The sequence below is a fragment of the Microbacterium sp. STN6 genome (assembly GCF_026410545.1).
GTDB lineage: Bacteria > Actinomycetota > Actinomycetes > Actinomycetales > Microbacteriaceae > Root112D2.
In genome coordinates, this window is sequence record NZ_JAPMIT010000004.1 from 343,024 (window position 1) to 359,938 (window position 16,915).

14 protein-coding genes and 1 riboswitch are annotated in these 16,915 nt (G+C 69.6%); of the genes, 9 read left to right on the forward strand and 5 right to left on the reverse strand.

Translation table 11 applies throughout. The annotated features are described in order from the left end of the window. The first annotated feature begins 54 nt into the window (after positions 1-54). The 5 genes from ngcE to OSC27_RS13840 all read left to right on the forward strand — a co-directional run bounded on the left by ngcE (position 55) and on the right by OSC27_RS13840 (position 5,805). On the forward strand, positions 55-1,449 hold the full coding sequence (gene ngcE, locus OSC27_RS13820) for an N-acetylglucosamine/diacetylchitobiose ABC transporter substrate-binding protein (RefSeq protein ID WP_267182049.1): 1,395 nt from the start codon (positions 55-57) through the stop codon (positions 1,447-1,449). Continuing rightward, positions 1,446-2,441: a carbohydrate ABC transporter permease gene (locus tag OSC27_RS13825; protein WP_267182050.1), complete on the forward strand. Its 996-nt coding sequence runs from the start codon at positions 1,446-1,448 to the stop codon at positions 2,439-2,441. The genes ngcE and OSC27_RS13825 overlap by 4 nt, the downstream gene beginning before the upstream one ends. A 5-nt stretch (positions 2,442-2,446) precedes the next feature. Further along, positions 2,447-3,349 carry a carbohydrate ABC transporter permease gene (locus tag OSC27_RS13830; RefSeq protein WP_416348865.1) on the forward strand — a complete coding sequence of 301 codons (903 nt, stop codon included), beginning with the start codon at positions 2,447-2,449 and terminating at the stop codon, positions 3,347-3,349. A gap of 31 nt (positions 3,350-3,380) precedes the next feature. After that, a riboswitch (ZMP/ZTP riboswitch) is annotated at positions 3,381-3,509 on the forward strand. An 85-nt stretch (positions 3,510-3,594) separates the two neighbouring features. Next, positions 3,595-4,920, forward strand: a complete 1,326-nt coding sequence (gene glyA, locus OSC27_RS13835) for a serine hydroxymethyltransferase (protein ID WP_267182052.1) — start codon at positions 3,595-3,597, stop codon at positions 4,918-4,920. Between the two features lie 3 nt (positions 4,921-4,923). Next, positions 4,924-5,805 carry a bifunctional methylenetetrahydrofolate dehydrogenase/methenyltetrahydrofolate cyclohydrolase gene (locus OSC27_RS13840; protein WP_267182053.1) on the forward strand — a complete coding sequence of 294 codons (882 nt, stop codon included), beginning with the start codon at positions 4,924-4,926 and terminating at the stop codon, positions 5,803-5,805. A 214-nt stretch (positions 5,806-6,019) separates the two neighbouring features. Here the strand turns inward: OSC27_RS13840 and OSC27_RS13845 are convergent, their stop codons facing one another. The 3 genes from OSC27_RS13845 to murQ all read right to left on the reverse strand — a co-directional run bounded on the left by OSC27_RS13845 (position 6,020) and on the right by murQ (position 10,551). Next, a complete protein-coding gene (locus OSC27_RS13845) occupies positions 6,020-6,559 on the reverse strand; it encodes a gamma carbonic anhydrase family protein (RefSeq protein WP_267182054.1) in 540 nt (179 codons plus the stop codon). A gap of 99 nt (positions 6,560-6,658) precedes the next feature. Next, positions 6,659-9,604, reverse strand: coding sequence for an FAD-binding and (Fe-S)-binding domain-containing protein (locus OSC27_RS13850; RefSeq protein ID WP_267182055.1), 2,946 nt, complete (start codon positions 9,602-9,604; stop codon positions 6,659-6,661). Continuing rightward, positions 9,604-10,551 carry an N-acetylmuramic acid 6-phosphate etherase gene (murQ, locus tag OSC27_RS13855; RefSeq protein ID WP_267182056.1) on the reverse strand — a complete coding sequence of 316 codons (948 nt, stop codon included), beginning with the start codon at positions 10,549-10,551 and terminating at the stop codon, positions 9,604-9,606. Before murQ ends, OSC27_RS13850 begins: the two co-directional genes overlap by 1 nt. A 99-nt stretch (positions 10,552-10,650) precedes the next feature. Here murQ and OSC27_RS13860 point away from each other — a divergent pair, with 99 nt between their 5' ends. Genes OSC27_RS13860 through OSC27_RS13875 form a run of 4 tightly spaced genes read left to right on the forward strand, consistent with a single transcriptional unit; the run spans position 10,651 to position 14,569 of the window. Then, positions 10,651-11,886 (forward strand): DUF1343 domain-containing protein, encoded by a 1,236-nt coding sequence (locus OSC27_RS13860; RefSeq protein WP_267182057.1) that lies wholly within the window; start codon positions 10,651-10,653, stop codon positions 11,884-11,886. Next, entirely contained in the window at positions 11,883-12,881 is a 999-nt protein-coding gene (locus OSC27_RS13865; protein ID WP_267182058.1) for a MurR/RpiR family transcriptional regulator, read from the forward strand. The genes OSC27_RS13860 and OSC27_RS13865 overlap by 4 nt, the downstream gene beginning before the upstream one ends. Then, complete coding sequence (locus tag OSC27_RS13870; RefSeq protein WP_267182059.1) at positions 12,874-13,563, forward strand: PIG-L deacetylase family protein; 690 nt, start codon at positions 12,874-12,876, stop codon at positions 13,561-13,563. The genes OSC27_RS13865 and OSC27_RS13870 overlap by 8 nt, the downstream gene beginning before the upstream one ends. A gap of 43 nt (positions 13,564-13,606) precedes the next feature. After that, positions 13,607-14,569, forward strand: coding sequence for a GNAT family N-acetyltransferase (locus tag OSC27_RS13875; protein WP_267182060.1), 963 nt, complete (start codon positions 13,607-13,609; stop codon positions 14,567-14,569). Between the two features lie 66 nt (positions 14,570-14,635). Here OSC27_RS13875 and galK read toward each other — a convergent pair whose 3' ends face one another. Next, positions 14,636-15,796 (reverse strand): galactokinase, encoded by a 1,161-nt coding sequence (galK, locus tag OSC27_RS13880; protein ID WP_267182061.1) that lies wholly within the window; start codon positions 15,794-15,796, stop codon positions 14,636-14,638. Next, positions 15,793-16,914, reverse strand: coding sequence for a galactose-1-phosphate uridylyltransferase (galT, locus tag OSC27_RS13885; RefSeq protein ID WP_267182062.1), 1,122 nt, complete (start codon positions 16,912-16,914; stop codon positions 15,793-15,795). Before galT ends, galK begins: the two co-directional genes overlap by 4 nt. Position 16,915 lies beyond the last annotated feature (1 nt).

The window sequence follows — 16,915 nt, forward strand, 5'->3', positions numbered from 1 at the left end:
CGACACACCGGTCGCGATCACGGCAATGACGCCACGAACGGAAGGCAGCAACACATGACAATCCAAGACAAGCCCATGGTCCGGCGCGACTTCCTGCGGGGAGCTCTCGTGCTCGGTGTCGGCGTGCCGCTCAGCGCCACGCTCGCGTCGTGCGCCGCCGGCGGAGGTGGCGGCGACAACGGAAGCGGGGGCGCCACCGGCAAGAAGTCGGCCAAGAACCCCTTCGGTCTCGCCGACAACTCCACGGTCGACGCGGTCATCTTCAACGGTGGCTACGGTTACGACTACGTGACCTTCGCGGCGAACATCGTTGAGAAGAACCACAAGGGGGTCAAGGCCAAGGTCTCCCCGTCGACGCAGATCGGCCAGCAGCTGCAGCCGCGCTTCGTCGGCGGCAACCCGCCCGACCTCATCGACAACTCGGGCGCCGGCGCAATCGGGTTCAACACGATTCTCGACCAGCTCTCGGAGCTCGACGACGTTCTCGCGTCGAACAACCTCGAGGGCACGAAGATCTCCGACACCGTGTACCCGCACGTCAAGGATCCCGGCACGTTCAACGGCAAGTTCCTTGCGCTGAACTACGTGATGACGGTCTACGCCCTCTGGTACTCCGAGAGTCTGTTCCAGGAGAACGGATGGACGCCGCCCAAGACGTGGGACGAGGCGATCGAGCTCGGCGCCAAGGCGAAGACGAAGGGCAAGTACCTCTTCGTCTGGGGCAAGGAAGCGGCGACCTACTACCAGACCATGGCCATGGACTCGGCCATCAAGGAGGGTGGCGATGACGTTCTGAACGCTCTGGAGAGCCTCGACCCGAAATGCTGGTCGCACCCGGCGATCCAGGGCGTGTTCAAGGCGCTGGAACAGATCGTGAAGGCCGGCTACTTCGTGCCCGGCGGCGCGGGAACCCAGTTCACCAAGGCGCAGGCGCAGTGGAGCAACGATCAGCAGGCGATCCTGTACCCCTCGGGCGGCTGGATCGAGAACGAGATGAAGAAGGCGACGAAGGACGGTTTCAAGATGACCGGCGCTCCCGAGCCGACGGTCACCTCGGGCTCGAAGATGCCGTACGAGGCGCTGCGAAGCGCCGCCGGTGAGCCATACATCGTTCCGAAGCAGGGCAAGAACGTGGCGGGTGGCAAGGAGATCCTGCGCGCCATGCTGTCGAAGGATGCGGCCACGAACTTCTCGAAGACGCGTCTGGCGCCGACGATCGTCAAGGGCCTCGTTCCCGACGACGGTTTCGGCTCGACCGCGCTGGTGTCGCAGACGAAGATGCTGGATGGCGCTGGCGACAACGTCTTCAACTACCAGTTCGTCGACCTCTACGGCCTCAACCAGGACCAGCTGGTCGTGTGGAACTCGTTCCTCTCCGGGGGAACGGATGCCGCCGGCCTCACCACGGGCCTGCAGCAGATCACGGACAAGGCCGCGGCAAACAAGTGACCAGTTCGACCGACACCGTGACGCCGGGGGGCGCAGTCAAGCGCGCCCCCCGGCGCCACCGGCGCAAGCTGACCTTCGACAAGGTCAGCTTCATGGTGGTGTTCCTCGGAGTCCCCCTGGCGATCTTCCTGATCTTCGTGATCTCGCCGTTCGTGCAGGCGCTCTACTATTCGATGACGGACTGGAACGGCTTCTCGCCGAGCATGGACTTCGTCGGGCTCAAGAACTTCGAGAGGCTGCTGCAGGACGACACCTTCATTCGTGCCGTCATCAACTGCATCCTGCTCGGTGTGATCGTGCCGTTCGTCACGATCGCGATCGCCCTCATCATCGCGAGCGTCGTCACGGTGGCCGGCCCGAGCAAGGGCACCGTGCGCGGCATCAAGGGTGCCGGCCTGTACCGTGCCGTTTCGTTCTTCCCGTACTGCATCCCCGCGATCGTCATCGGCCTCATCTGGGCGCAGGTGTACGACCCCTCCTCCGGCCTGCTGAACGGGTTCCTCACCTCGATCGGGCTGCACCAGTTCGAGAACTTCCCGTGGCTCGGCAACGTCACGACCGCCATGCCCGCCTCGATGTGGGTGATCATCTGGGGTTTCATCGGCTTCTACACGGTGCTGTTCGTCGCCGCCATCAAGGGAATCCCCGCCGAGACGTACGAGGCGGTGCGGCTCGACGGAGCCGGCCGGTTCCGCACGGCGATGTCGGTCACGATCCCTCTTATCCGCGACAGCGTGCAGACCGCATACATCTATCTGGGCATCGCCGCCCTGGATTCCTTCGTCTACATGTCGGCGTTGTTCCCGAACGCGGGCGGCCCGGCGAACACCACGCTCGTCATCAGCCAGGAGCTGTTCAACACGGCCTTCCGCAAGGGCCAGTTCGGCTACGCGACGGCCATGGGTGTTGTGCTTGCCGCAGTGACCCTGCTGTTCGCGGCGATCGTATTCATCGTCGTTCGCCTCAGCCGAGGCCGTGAGGAAGGTCGATGATGACCGTGACCACAAGCCCCGTGACCGATCGCCCGGCCCAGACCCCTGTGGCGCCCGGCGGCCGGTCGCAGAAGCAGTCCCGAGGCGACGTCGCCGTCGCCGCATCCTCACACACCCTGCTGATCATCTGGCTGGTCATCGTCGTCGTTCCCCTGGTGTGGGTTCTCATGTCGTCGTTCAAGACGACAGACGAGATCCTCTCCTCGCCATTCGCCCCGCCCAAGAGCTTCCACCTCGACAACTACGTCAACGCGTGGAACGGCGCCGGTATCGGCAGCTACTTCGTCAACACGCTCATCGTGGTCGGCTGCGCGCTGGTGATCGTCATGATCCTCGGGGCCATGTGCGCATACGTGCTGGCGCGGTTCAGGTTCTTCGGCGCGCGAGCCATCTATTACCTCATGCTCGCCGGGCTCACGTTCCCGGTGTTTCTCGCGATCGTTCCGTTGTTCTTCATCCTGCGCAACATCGGGCTGCTGAACACACTGCCGGGCCTCATCCTGACCTACGTGGCCTTCGCGCTGCCGTTCACGGTCTTCTTCCTGTACTCGTTCTTCCAGACCCTGCCAGATGAGATCTACGAGGCGGCGCAGGTCGACGGTGCGAGCGAGTGGCGCACGTTCTTCCAGGTCATGCTGCCCATGGCCAGGCCCGGCATGGCATCGGTCGCGATCTTCAACTTCCTCGGCCTCTGGAACCAGTTCCTGCTGCCGGTGGCGTTGAACTCCGATCAGAGCCACTACGTGCTCACTCAGGGCATGGCGTCGTTCGCATCGCAGGCCGGCTACTCCATCGACTTCGGCGCGCTCTACGCGGCGGTCGTCATCACGGTCGTTCCCGTGCTCATCGTGTACGTGTTCTTCCAGCGCCAGCTGCAGGGTTCGGTGTCGGCCGGAACCATGAAGTGACAGGCGGATGCGCCAGCATCCGTTGATATGATTTGCCTGTCGCGACTGGCGTATGGGCGGTGGCCGCAAGGAGGCCGCCCGTAGATGGTTCACCATCGGGGAACGACGCTGACCCTTGAGTTCACGAGGGCGAGATCGGCCGCGCGCCTGGGCCGAAACGGATAGCGTTGGTGGCGTCGAGAAAATCGACGCTCGCCAACGGAACTACTAGCCGTTCGCGCCCGTCAGACACAAGGAGCCCCGTCTTGAACGACACTTTCTCCACCTTCACCGCGCCGCTCGCCGAGGTCGACCCTGAGATCGCCGAGGTGCTGCAGCTGGAGCTCGGCCGTCAGCGTGACTACCTCGAGATGATCGCGAGCGAGAACTTCGTTCCGCGCGCCGTTCTCGAGTCGCAGGGCTCGGTGCTCACGAACAAGTACGCCGAGGGCTACCCCGGCCGCCGCTACTACGGCGGCTGCGAGTTCGTCGACATCGCCGAGTCGCTCGCCATCGAGCGCGCCAAGAGCCTGTTCGGCGCGGCGTTCGCGAACGTGCAGCCGCACTCCGGCGCGTCGGCCAACGCGGCCGTGCTCTCGGCCATCGCGACCCCGGGCGACACTATTCTGGGCCTCGAGCTCGCGCACGGTGGGCATCTCACGCACGGCATGAAGCTCAACTTCTCCGGCAAGCTCTACAACGCGGTCGCGTACGGCGTCGACCCCGAGACGTTCCTGGTCGACATGAACGTGGTGCGCGAGAAGGCGCTCGAGCACCGGCCGCAGGTCATCATCGCCGGCTGGTCCGCATACCCGCGCCAGCTCGACTTCGCGGCGTTCCGCGAGATCGCCGACGAGGTGGGCGCGCGGCTGTGGGTCGATATGGCGCACTTCGCGGGCCTGGTCGCGGCGGGGCTGCATCCGTCGCCCGTTCCCTATGCCGACGTCGTCTCATCGACCGTGCACAAGACCATCGGCGGCCCGCGCAGCGGCTTCATTCTTTCCCGCGACACGGATCTCGGCAAGAAGCTGAACTCCAACGTGTTTCCTGGCCAGCAGGGCGGTCCGCTCATGCACGTGATCGCGGCGAAGGCCACCGCGTTCAAGCTTGCGGCGACCGAGGAGTTCGCGGACCGGCAGCGGCGCACGGTGAGCGGCGCGAGAATCCTCGCCGATCGGCTGACCGCCGAGGATTCGAAGGCCGGCGGCGTCGACGTGCTCACCGGTGGAACCGACGTGCACCTAGTGCTGGCCGACCTGCGCAACTCGCCGCTCGACGGCAAGCAGGCCGAGGATGTGCTGCACGAGGTGGGCATCACCGTGAACCGCAACTCGGTGCCGTTCGACCCGCGCCCGCCCATGGTGACCTCTGGCCTGCGCATCGGCACGCCGGCGCTGGCGACCCGCGGCTTCGGTGACCCGGAGTTCACCGAGGTCGCCGACATCATCGCCGCCGCGCTGAAGCCTGAGCCCGATATCGCCGGCTTGCGTGCCCGCGTGCGTTCGCTGACCGAGGCGTTCCCGCTGTACGCCGGGCTGAACCCGTTCGGCCAGCCGGAGCCGGCTGTCGAGCTCGATTCGAGCGTGAGGTAGCCGATGACCGCGATCCGCCTTGACGGCGTGGCGACGGCCGCCGTGATGAAGAACGAGCTCGCGGCGCGCGTGGAGGTGCTGCGCCAGCGCGGCATCCGTGCCGGCCTCGGAACCCTGCTCGTGGGCGACGACCCCGGCTCGGTGTCGTACGTGGGCGGAAAGCACCGCGACTGCGCCGAGGTGGGCATCGAGTCGATCCGCATCGACTTGCCCGCCAGCGCCAGTGCGGACGACGTGCGCGCCGCCATCGATGAGCTGAACGCCAGTGAGGCGGTGACCGGGTTCATCGTGCAGCTGCCGCTGCCGGCGGGCATCGACGAGCACGAGATGCTCGAGCGCGTTGACCCGGCCAAGGATGCCGACGGCCTGCACCCCACCAACCTGGGCAAGCTCGTGCTCGGCGTCTCGGGCGAGATCGCCACGCCGCTGCCATGCACGCCCGCCGGCGTGATCGAGCTGCTGCGTCGCTACGACGTGCCGCTCGCAGGCAAGCACGTGGTGGTGATCGGCCGCGGCATCACAGTGGGCCGGCCGCTCGGCCTGCTGCTGACGCGCAAGGGCGTGGATGCCACCGTGACGCTGACGCACTCGCGCACGGCCGACCTCGCGGCCGAGGTGCGGCGTGCCGATGTGGTGATCGCCGCGGTCGGGAAGCCGGGGCTCGTCAAGCCGGACTGGGTGAAGCCGGGTGCGGCGGTGATCGATGTGGGCGTAACCCGCGTGGGCACGGCGCCGAGCGGCAAGGCCAAGCTCGCGGGCGACGTCGACCCGGCGGTCGCCGAGGTGGCGGGGTACCTCTCGCCCGTGCCCGGCGGCGTCGGCCTCATGACGCGCGCGATGCTGCTCGAGAACGTGGTGACGGCCGCGGAGCGCCTCACTGCGTAGAGCACCGAGGCCGAGTGAGGAGCCCGTTGTGCGGGTTGAGGAGGCCGCGTCGCGGCCGTCTCGAAACCCTCGCGTTGAGAAGCGGAGCGGGTTTCGAGACGCGCTTCGCGCTCTTCAACCAGCGTTCGGTCGCGGAGCGGGTTTCGAGACGCGCTTCGCGCTCTTCAACCAGCGTTCGGTCGCGGAGCGGGTTTCGGGACGCGCTTCGCGCTCCTCAACCGGCGTTGGCGGCGCGGTGCAGAGCCGTGTGCTCCCGGTAGACCTCGGCGTTGTGGCGGATGCCCGCCACCTCATCGTCGGTGAGCTCGCGCCGCACCTTGCCCGGCACGCCGGCCACGAGTGATCGCGGTGGGATGCGGCTGCCCTCGAGCACCACGGTGCCGGCGGCGACGAGCGAGCCCGCGCCGATCACGGCGCCGTTGAGAACGCGGGCGCCCATGCCGATGAGCACGTCGCCCTCGATCGTGCAGCCGTGCAGCACAGCCCCATGCCCCACCGACACACCGCGCCCGAGCGTCAGCGGGAATCCGACATCGACGTGGCACGACACGGTGTCCTGCAGGTTCGAATCGGCGCCGATCGCGATCGGTACGCCCTCCGACCGCAGCACCGAGTTGTACCAGACGCTCGCGCGCTCGCCGAGGCTCACGTTGCCCACCAGCACGGCCCCAGGCGCCACCCAGGCGCTTTCGGCGACCGAGGGGCTGCCCTTCTCGCCGAGGGAGATGATGCGGGCCTGAGCGTCGACGGTCATGCCGACAGCCTACCGAGCGTCACAAGCCCCAACCGAGCGGATGCCGGTGGCCGGCCACGTCGCCGAGAACGCGTGTTCGCGACGAATGTGGGCGGTGGATCACTCACCCTCGTCGCGAACACCCACGTTCGGCCGCGTCGCCCGCTCGAGCAGCTCGAGCACGTGCCGGTACGGGCGCCCGGTGGCGCCCGTCATCCCCAGCTCGCAGGTTCGATTGGTCGATGCGTATTCGGCGACGTCGCGCGCTGCGATCTCTGCCGCCTCGGCCGCCGTAGCCGACGCGGTGAGCTCGGGGTGCAGCAGGCCGCGGTCCCCGGCGAAGCCGCAGCAGCCCCACTCCACGGGCACGACCACGTCGTCGCTGATCGTCTCGGCGATGGTCTGCAGGGCGGCCACGCTGCCGAGCTGGGTCGATGAGCACGTGGGGTGCAGAGCGAGCGAGTCGATGGGGTTCGTGACGGTCAGCCGGTCGAGCAGGTGCTCGACGGCGAAGTCGACGGAGTCGACGAACCGCAGCGAGGAGAAGCGAGCACGCGTGTCGCCGCCGCCATCGGCCGCCAGCCGCAGCATCGTCACCAGGCCCTCGGTGCAACTCGATGCGTCGCACACGACAAGCAGGGCGCCGTTGCCGCTCGCCGCCCACAGTCGCTCAAGAACCCGCTCGGTCATGCTGCGGTAGCCATCGAGCATGCCCTTCGACTTCCAGGGGGTGCCGCAGCACAGGCCGTCGATCCCGTCGGGAATGACGAGCCGCACCCCGGCGCGCTCGCAGAGGGAGAGCAGCGCCGGCATCACGCCCTCGCCGCCCTCGGCCGGCCCGAACATGGTGCCGATGCAGGCGGGGAAGTAGACAGCGACCGGCGCCACCTGCCCCAAGCCTGCCGCGTCGGCGTCGCCAGAAGCGGGCCCCATCACGGATGCGCCACGCGAGCGCGCCAGCACGGATGCGCCACGCGAGCGCGCCACCCGGCTGCGCCGCGCGCCACCGCCCGGTAGCCCCGCCTCATACAGCGGCACGTTCTCGGCACCCAGCGCCGCGCGTGCCACCCGCGTTGCCGCGGTCACGACCGGCGCGGGCAGCGCCTTCGCCACAGTGAGCGCCGTGCCGATGGCGCGCCCGGCGGCGTCCCAGTGCTCGGCGGCTGCGGCCCATCCGCTGTTCTGGGCTGACCCGCTCTGCTCGGCCCGCAGCCGCCGCACCAGGTCTCCCGTGTTGATGAGCACCGGGCAGGCCACCTGGCACATGCCGTCGACGGCGCACGTGTCAACGCCGTCGTACTGGTAGTCCTGGCGCAGCCGGCCCGCCAGGCCGGTATCGCCGCGCGCCTCAGCGGCGGCGATCTCGCGGCGGATCACAATGCGCCGCCGCGGCGTCATCGTCAGATCCTTCGAGGGGCACACCGGCTCGCAATAGCCGCACTCGACGCAGCGATCCACTTCGGCCTCGACGCTCGGTGCCGTCTTCAGATCGTCGGTGTACGAAGCGCCGTCGGCGGCGACGATGACGCCGGGGTTCAGCAGCGCACCGGGGTCGATCAGCGTCTTCACCGAGCGGATCACGTCGTACAGCTCCGCGCCGTACTGCCGCTCGACGAAGGGTGCCATCATGCGCCCCGTGCCGTGTTCGGCCTTCAGCACGCCGCCGGCCTCAAGCACCATGTCGACCATGTCGTCGGTGAACGCGCGGTACCGCCGCAGCATGCTCGCGTCGTCGAACCGCTCGGCGAGCATGAAGTGAATGTTGCCATCCTTCGCGTGGCCGAAGATCACGCTGTCGCGGTAGCCGTGCTCCGCGAACAGCCCGGTGAGCGAGCGGCACGTGGCGAGCAGGGCGGGCACCGGCACCGCGATGTCCTCGAGCAGCGCGTTGCTGCCGCTCGGCCGGCTCGCCGCCACAGCCGTGTACAACCCCTTGCGCAGGTGCCAGAGCGCGGCCCTTGTCTCGGGTTCGGTCGTGAGTGCGAAGGGCGTGGCCAGTTCGAGGCCACGGGCGACGGATGCCGTCTCCGCACGCGTGCGCTCAAGCGTCTCGTCGTCTCCCGCCTGCTGCTCGACCAGCAGCGCCGCGTGCTCGTGCACCTGGAGCTGCGCAAGCCATCGGGGCGCACCGGGGTCGGCTTGCGCGACGCGCAGCGACGCGGCATCCATCAGTTCGATGGTTGCCAGGCCCGTCTCGACCAGTTGCGGCAGCGCGGCCGTGGCTGCAGACAGGCTCGGGAAGGTGAGCAGCCCGGTCGCGGCGCGCGGCAGGATCGGAACCGTGCGGAAGACGGCGGAGGCCACGAAGCCGAGCGTGCCCTCGGAGCCGACCAGGAGATGCGCCAGAATCTGGGCGGGTGCGTCGAAGTCGAGGAACGCGTTGAGGCTGTAGCCCATGGTGTTCTTCATCGAGAAGAGACGCCGAATAGTGGCCACCGACGCGGGATCGGCGCGCACGCGGTCGCGCAGATGGGTGAGGCCCGCGTGAATATCGGGCTCGAGGGCGGCGAGGCGCGCATCCGCATCGTGGGCGGAGGTGTCGATGACGGTGCCGCTCGGCAGCACCACGACCATGGACTCGAGGGTTCGGTAGGTGTTCAGCTCGGTGCCGCACGCCATGCCGGAGGAGTTGTTGGCGATGACGCCGCCGATGGTGCACGCGATCTCGCTTGCCGGATCGGGCCCCAGCCGGCGGCCGTGGCGCGCCAGGTGCGCGTTGACCTGCCGAACGGTGATCCCCGGCTCGACGCGCACCCGCTCGCCGCCGTCGAGGATCTCGATGCCGCGGAAGCGGGAGCGGGTGTCGACGAGGATGCTGTCGGTCAGCGCCTGTCCGCTCAGCGAGGTGCCGCCGGAGCGGAACGTGAGAGGTCGGTCGAGCCGCGCCGCGGCGGCCATGATGCGCGCTACCTGGTCGGCCGAGGTCGGCGTGACGACGGCGTCCGGCACGAGCAGGTAGTGCGACGCGTCGTGGGCCATGGCGAGTCGGTCGATCTCGCGGTCGGTGACGGCGTCGGTGCCCGCGGCCTCGGCCAGGCTCGAACGCAGGGCGCCGGCCGCGCTCATCACGCCTCCCCGCTGCGCTGCGCCGCCTCGATCGCACGGCGCAGATACCCGCCATGGGCCGCGAGCACGGCGCGCGCCTCGGCGTAAGGCAGGCCGGTTCTCAGCATCATGATCGCCTCCTTGAGCGAGCCGTCGGCCTCGGCGAGCGCGCGTGCGGCGGGTGCCGCGTCGACTTCCGCCACCCGCATCACGGTGGCCTCCGCTCGGGCACGCAGCTTCTCGTTGGTGGCGCGCAGGTCGACCATGGTGTTGCCGTACGTCTTGCCGAGCCGCACCATCGTGATGGTGCTGATCATGTTGAGCACGAGCTTCTGGGCGGTGCCGGCCTTCAGGCGCGTGGAACCCGTGATGAACTCGGGCCCGACCTCGACCTCGATGCGCACCTCGGCCGCCTCACCCACGGGCGAGTGACGGTTGCAGGCGACGCCGACGGTGAAGGCGCCGACCTCGCGGGCGTGCCCGAGGGCAGCGACCACGTACGGGGTGCGACCGGACGCCGAGATGCCGACGACAGCATCCGCGTGGCTCAACCGCAGTTCGCTCAGCTGCCGGATCGCCGCGGCGCCGTCGTCTTCGGCATTCTCGATGGCGGTGCGCAGCGCAGCGTCGCCGCCGGCGATGAGCCCGACGACGAGCGAGGGGTCGGTGCCGAAGGTCGGGGGGCACTCACTCGCGTCGAGCACGCCGAGGCGGCCGGGAGTGCCGGCGCCCACGTAAATGAGGCGTCCGCCGTGCGCGAGGCGCTCGCTGATGCCGTCGATCGCGGTGGCGATGTTCTGGGACTCCCGGGCGACCGCGACGGGCGCCTCGGCGTCCTGCGCGTTCATCGACGCAACGAGCTGCGAGGTCGGGAGAGTGTCGAGATCGCGCAGCTCGTCGTTGACCGATTCAGTCGACAGCCCGGCCAGCTGCGAGCGCAGCTGCGCCCGATCGTCGCTCTGGCCCATCTGGCAACCTCTCCGTTGACCGTGCGTAGCTGAATGACGGCTTCGCTCACGCCAGTGTAAATGATTGACCAACGCGCGGCCACTGCCTAGGCTCGCAGCATGATCGAGGTGAGAACGGGAGCCGACCGCCTTCGCCGCGACCCCTCCCTGCTGCGCGGGCCGGTCGATGCGCTCGGCCTCGTCACCAATGTCACGGGCACCATGCCCGACCTCTCGCGCAGCATCGACGCGCTTCGCGCCGCCGGGTTGTCGATCACGGCTCTCTTCGCGCCCGAGCACGGCCTCTGGGGCAGCGCTCAGGCGGGCGCGAGCGAGACGAGCGGCATCGACGAGGCGAGCGGGCTGCCCGTGCACGACACGTACGGCGTCGAGGGAGCGGCGCTCGACGCCCTGCTGCGCGACTCGGGCGTGAGCGCGCTGCTCGTCGACCTGCAGGACATCGGCGTGCGCAGCTACACCTACGTCTGGTCGCTCTTCGACCTCATGGTCTCGGCCGCGCGCGTCGGCCTGCCCGTCACGGTGCTCGACCGCCCCAACCCTCTCGCGGGTCTGGGGCGGCGCGGCCCCGGCCTCGACCCCTCGTGCTCAAGCTTCGTCGGCCGCGTATCGATCCCGTTCCTGCACGCGCTGACCCTCGGCGAGCTCGCCCGGCTGTTCGCCGAGCAGCACGTGCCGGCGCGGGCCGGCCACGAGCTCGAGCTGCGGGTGATCACGGTGCACGGCTGGCAGCGGGGTGCGGGGGCGGCAGGCAGCATCCGCCCCTGGGTGTCGCCCTCGCCCAACCTGCCCACGCCCGCGAGCGTGCTCGCCTACGCGGGCACGGTGCTGTTCGAGGGCACCAACGTGTCGGAGGGGCGCGGCACGACGCACCCGTTCGAGCTCATCGGGGCACCATGGGCGGATGCGCGCTTCGCGGCATCCCTTCGCCAGACGCCGCTGCCCGGCGTGCTCTTTCGCGACGTCGTCTTCGTGCCCACGTTCAGCAAGGGCGCCGGAGAGCGCGTTCGCGGGGTGCAGCTGCACATCACTGACGAGCGGGCGTTCGACCCGCTCGCCACGGCGGTCGTGATGCTGGGCGAGCTGGCCCGGCTGTACCCGGGGGAGTTGCGCGTTCTGCCCGCAGCGACGCCGGGCGAGAGGCCGTTCATGGATCTGCTGTGGGGCAGCGACGCTCTGCGGCAGAGCCTCGGCGCCGCCGGCGCGGTCGGCGGCGGTGGCGACGCGGGCGCGGGCGGCGTCGGCGCGCATCCGCTCGACCCGGCCGCCGCGCTCGCCGCGCTGCTCGAGGCGAGCCCCGTCGCCCCCGAGGTGCCCGAGGCGGTGCGGCTGTATTGAGCATCCAGAGCACCATTCAGGCTCGCGCTGACGCGCTGCCGCCCTCGTCGCGGCGCGTCGCCGACGCGATCGTCGCCGACCCGCAACTGGTCATGGAGAAGACCATCAGCGAGCTGGCCCGGCTGTGCCAAACCTCGGAGACCTCGGTCGTGCGCTTCTGTCGCAGCATGGGGATGGCCGGCTACGCGCACCTGCGCATCGCCCTCGCCGCCGAGCTCGGTCGCGAACGGGCCCAACGCGCCGCATCGGGCAGCGTGGCGGGTGACGAGCGCTATGGCTCGGATATCAGCCACAACGACGACCTCGCCGACGCCATCGCGAAGGTGGCGTTCTCGCAGCGGCTCAGCATTGAAGAGACGGTAGGCGGCCTCGACGTCGGTGCGCTCGCGCTCGCCGTCGATGCGCTGGACCGAGCGCGGCGCGTGATCGTCTTCGGCATCGGGGCCAGCGCGCTGCCGGCCCAGGATCTGCAGGCCAAACTGCTGCGCATCGGCCGCACCGTGTTCACCTTTGCCGGCGCGCACGACGCGATGGCGGTGGCGTCGCTCGCCACGCCCGAGGATGTGGTGGTGGCCTTCTCACACAGCGGCACCACGCTCGAACCCGTGGAGCTCGTGCGCCTGGCGCGCTCCACGGGCGCGACCACGCTCGCCGTCACCAACGGGCGGGGCTCGCCCCTGGCATCCGCTGTCGATATCGCGCTGTTCACGGCGGCGCGTGAGACGCGTTTTCGGGCCGCCGCCATGGCGAGCCGCACCGCGCAGTTCACGCTGGTCGACTGCCTGTTCGTCGGCGTGGCGCAGCGCCGACACGACGAGACGACCCTCGCGCTGAAGGCCACGCACGAGGCGACCGAGCCACTGCGGCGCGGCGGCACCACCACCGAGCCGGCGAGGCGCGGCACCGCCACGACCGAGCCGGCGAGGCGCGGCACCACCACGACCGAGCCGGCGAGACGCGGCACCACGGCACCCGAGGAGGAACGACATGGCTGAGAGGATCCTGGCGATCGGCGCCCACATCGGCGACATGGATCTGGCGGCGGGCCCGTACCTGGCGCAGAACGTGCTCGACGGCGGCGAGAGCATGCTGCTGGCCCTCACCCCGGGCGAGCGCGGGCACCCGCGGCTGCCGATCGACGAGTACCGGCGGCAGAAGATCGCCGAGGGGGCAGCCCTGGCCGAGGCGATCGGCGCGAGATTCGAGGTGTTCGACGACGAGTCCGATGGGATGCTGCGCGCCGACGATGCGGTCGCGGGCCGCGTCGCCCGGCTCATCAGGAGCTATCGGCCGAGCATGGTGCTGGCGCACTGGAAGCGCAGCATCCACACCGACCACGAGAACGCGTCATGGATCGCCGACCGCGCCCGCTACCTCGCCGGGCTGCCCGGCTGGCAGACCGACACGAGCGAGCGCCACGGCGTCGCGCGGCTGCTGTACACCGAGAACTGGGAGGACGCCGACGGCTTCAGAGCCGACACGATCGCCGCGATCTCAGCCGACGCATACGAGCGCTGGCTTGCGGGCATCAGCGGCCAGGCGTTCGCGCGCGGCGAGACGTACGGCTTCCGCTACATCGACTTCTACAGCGCGCAGCAGATCACGCGCGGCTGCCTGAACGACGTACCGCGGGCGGTCGCGTTCGCCGCGAGCGAGCCCGCTATGGCGAGGCTCTGAGAGCCGTCGAGAAGAGCCCGGAGCAGTGCGAGGAGGCACTCACATGCAAGAGAACTGGCAGCTGCGGCCGTTTCAGCCGCACGACCTCGGGCAGCTCGTTGCGGGCCTCGCGTTGGCAGCGCCGACGGATGCTGTCGGCGTCGACCGTTTCGCCGAGAACGTGCTGCTCGACGTCAACTTTCAGCCCGGCGGGCTCATGGTGGCCGTCGCAGGCGGCCGAGTCGTCGGCGCCCTGTATGCCGTCGTCTCCCGCGGTGCCGCCACGCCGATCCCTGCAGACGGCGGCTGGATCAGCTTCTTCTACGTGCACCCCGAGTGGCAGGGCCGCGGCATCGGCTCGGCACTTCTCGAGGCGGCGCTCGCCTGGCTTGCCGAGCGCGGCGCCACCTGGGCGAACTTCTCCGGGTACGCCCCGGCGTACTTCCTGCCCGGCCTCGACGAGCAGCGGTATCCGCGGGCGATGCGGGTGCTGACGCGAGCCGGCTTCGAGGTGCTGTACACCGCATCCGCCATGGATCTCAGCATCGCCGCCTACCGGATGCCGGACGAGGTGCGTGAGCTGATCAGCGCGCGCGAGGCCGAGGGGTATTCGTTCGCGCCGGCCGGGTACGGCGACCTGCCGGAGGCGATCGCCTTCGCGGCCGAGCGGCTGGCGCCCGACTGGGGCCAGGTCATGCGCGAGTCGGTTCTGCATCAGGGGCACCCCGAACGCGTGCTGCTCGCCCGCGACGCGGGGGGCGCCGTGGTCGGCTTCGCCACCTACGGCTCGTACGGCGGGCTCATCGAGCGGTTCGGGCCGTTCGGCGTCGACGAGGGTCAGCGCGGGCGCAGCCTCGGCAAGATCCTGCTGCATCGCACGATGGCGCAGATGCGCAGCGAGGGCGCGCACAGCGCCTGGTTCCTGTGGACCGACGAGCAGAGCCCCGCCGGCTGGCTCTACCGTCAGGCGGGCTACACGACGACGCGCACGTTCCACGTCATGCAGCGCTCGCTCTCGACGCGCTGACCCTGAGCGCTATCGGCGCCGGCGCCGGTGCCGATGCCGCCGCCGCCGCCGGCGTCGCCGTCGCCGCTACACGTCGCGTCGCGCGCCCTCGTCTGCGACCACCGTGAACATGTCGGGATGCGCGTAGCCGTGCTCGGCGAAGGCGCCGTCGACGGCCACCTTCACGTGCGAGATGAGGTGCCGCGGCACGAGCGCGATCGCGGATCCGCCGAAGCCGCCGCCCGTCATGCGCGCGCCGAGCGCCCCGTAGTTCTGGGCCGTCTCGACGGCCAGGTCGAGCTCGGGCACCGACACCTCGAAGTCGTTGCGCAGCGAGCGGTGTGAGGCATCGAGCAGGTCGCCGATCGCGGCCGGCCCCTCGGTGCGCAGCAGACGCACGGTCTCGAGCACGCGGTCGTTCTCGGTCACCACGTGGCGCACCCGGCGGTACGTCTCGCCGTCGAGGGTGTCGCGCGCGCGCAGAAGGTCGTCTTTCGTGAGTTCGCGCAGCGAGGCGACCCCGAGCGCCGCCGCACCGGCTTCGCATGACGCGCGCCGGGAGGCGTAGCCGCCATCCGCGTGCGCGTGATTCACGCGCGTGTCGATGACGAGCACGTCGAGGCCGGCCGCCTCGAGGCCGAGCGGGATCACCTCGGTGTCGAAGTTGCGGCAGTCGATGAAGAGGGCGGAATCGGCCTGGCCGAGCAGCGATGCCGACTGGTCGAGGATGCCGGTGGGTGCCCCCACGAAGTCGTTCTCCGCGCGGTGGCCGGCGTCGACGAGCGCGCGGCGGTCGAGGCCGAGGCGCCATACGTCGTTGAGGGCCACGGCGACGGCGCACTCGATGGCAGCCGACGACGAGAGCCCCGCGCCGACGGGCACGTCCGAGTCGAGGTAGAGGTCGAAGCCGGGCACCGCACCGAGGTCGGCGTTGCCCTGGCCGAGCGCCCAGGCCACCCCGAGCGGGTATGCGGCCCATCCGTCGATCGTCTTCGGTGCGAGCGTGTCCAGTTCGATCTCGACCGTGTCGTCGGCGAACGAGGTGGCGAGCCTGATGCGCCGGTCGTCGCGCAACCGAAGCGCCGCAAGCGTGCGCCTGTTGATGGCGAACGGCAGCACGAAACCGTCGTTGTAGTCGGTGTGCTCGCCGATCAGGTTCACGCGGCCCGGCGCCGACCAGACACCGTCGGGGGCCTCGTCGAAGCGCTGCTGGAACCCGGCCTGTACCTCGTCACGCAGGTCGCTCATACCGGGTTCTCCTCGTCTGCTCGTGCGATGGCCTCGCGTACCATCGCCGCCTGCTTCTCGGGCGGCACATCGCCGATCCACGCGCCCATCGCGGCCTCGCTTCCGGCCAGGTATTTGAGCTTATCCGCCGCGCGGCGCGGGCTCGTCAGCTGCAGCATGAGGCGGATCTCGTCACGCTTCACGCGCACCGGTGCCTGGTGCCATGCGGCGATGTAGGGGGTCGGGGTGTCGTAGAGCGCGTCGATGCCGCGCAGCAGCCGCAGGTAAAGCGCCGAAAGCTCGTCGCGTTCGGCCTCGTTCGTCTCGGCGAAGTCGGCAACGTGACGGTGCGGCAGCATGTGAACCTCGATGGGCCAGCGCGCGGCGAAGGGCACGAAGGCGCTCCAGTGCTCACCGCTGAGTACCAGCCGCTCGCCGCCTCGCTCGAACGAGAGAATGTCGTCGAACAGCGTCGGCCCGTACGACTCGATCGAGTCGATGAGCCGGCTCGTGCGCGGCGTCACGTATGGATACGCGTAGATCTGGCCATGCGGATGACGCAGCGTCACCCCGATCGCCTCGCCCCTGTTCTCGAACGGGAACACCTGCTCGATTCCCTCCATGGCACTGAGAGCGGATGTGCGATCGGCCCATGCCTCGATCACGGTTCGCGCGCGCGAGACCGAGAGGCTGCCGAACGCGCCCTCGTGCTTCGGGCTGAAGCACACGACCTCGCAGCGGCCCACCGAGGTGCGGGTGCGGCCGAGGCCGATCTCGGCGAGGTCGTCAAGGCCCTGTGGCGCGTTCTCGTCGTTGAGCAGCGGACCGAACGAGGGGGAGCGGTTCTCGAAGACGGCGACGTCGTAGTTGTCTGGAACCTCCGAGGGGTTGGTGGGCGAGGCCGGCGCAAGCGGGTCGAGTTCGGCGGGCGGCAGGAACACCCGGTTCTGTCGAGCTGCCGCGATTGACACCCATTCGCCGGTCAGCGGGTCCTGGCGCATGGTTGCCGTGGCGGGCCGCGGGTCGAGCTCGCGCAGGTCGGGCTTGCGATCGGGGCCGAGCGTGCTGTCGGCGTCGTCGAAGTAGATGAGCTCGCGACCGTCGGCCAGTGTCGTCGAGTGACGGGTGATCTTTCCCATC

What these genes read in the sequence shown, in the direction of transcription:
- ngcE (WP_267182049.1), top strand. Translation starts at nt 55, where the DNA reads ATGACAATCCAAGACAAGCCCATGGTCCGGCGCGACTTCCTGCGGGGA.
- OSC27_RS13840 (WP_267182053.1), top strand. Translation starts at nt 4,924, where the DNA reads ATGACCGCGATCCGCCTTGACGGCGTGGCGACGGCCGCCGTGATGAAG.
- OSC27_RS13845 (WP_267182054.1), bottom strand. Translation starts at nt 6,559, where the DNA reads ATGACCGTCGACGCTCAGGCCCGCATCATCTCCCTCGGCGAGAAGGGC.
- OSC27_RS13850 (WP_267182055.1), bottom strand. Translation starts at nt 9,604, where the DNA reads ATGAGCGCGGCCGGCGCCCTGCGTTCGAGCCTGGCCGAGGCCGCGGGC.
- murQ (WP_267182056.1), bottom strand. Translation starts at nt 10,551, where the DNA reads ATGGGCCAGAGCGACGATCGGGCGCAGCTGCGCTCGCAGCTGGCCGGG.
- OSC27_RS13860 (WP_267182057.1), top strand. Translation starts at nt 10,651, where the DNA reads ATGATCGAGGTGAGAACGGGAGCCGACCGCCTTCGCCGCGACCCCTCC.
- OSC27_RS13870 (WP_267182059.1), top strand. Translation starts at nt 12,874, where the DNA reads ATGGCTGAGAGGATCCTGGCGATCGGCGCCCACATCGGCGACATGGAT.
- OSC27_RS13875 (WP_267182060.1), top strand. Translation starts at nt 13,607, where the DNA reads ATGCAAGAGAACTGGCAGCTGCGGCCGTTTCAGCCGCACGACCTCGGG.
- galK (WP_267182061.1), bottom strand. Translation starts at nt 15,796, where the DNA reads ATGAGCGACCTGCGTGACGAGGTACAGGCCGGGTTCCAGCAGCGCTTC.
- galT (WP_267182062.1), bottom strand. Translation starts at nt 16,914, where the DNA reads ATGGGAAAGATCACCCGTCACTCGACGACACTGGCCGACGGTCGCGAG.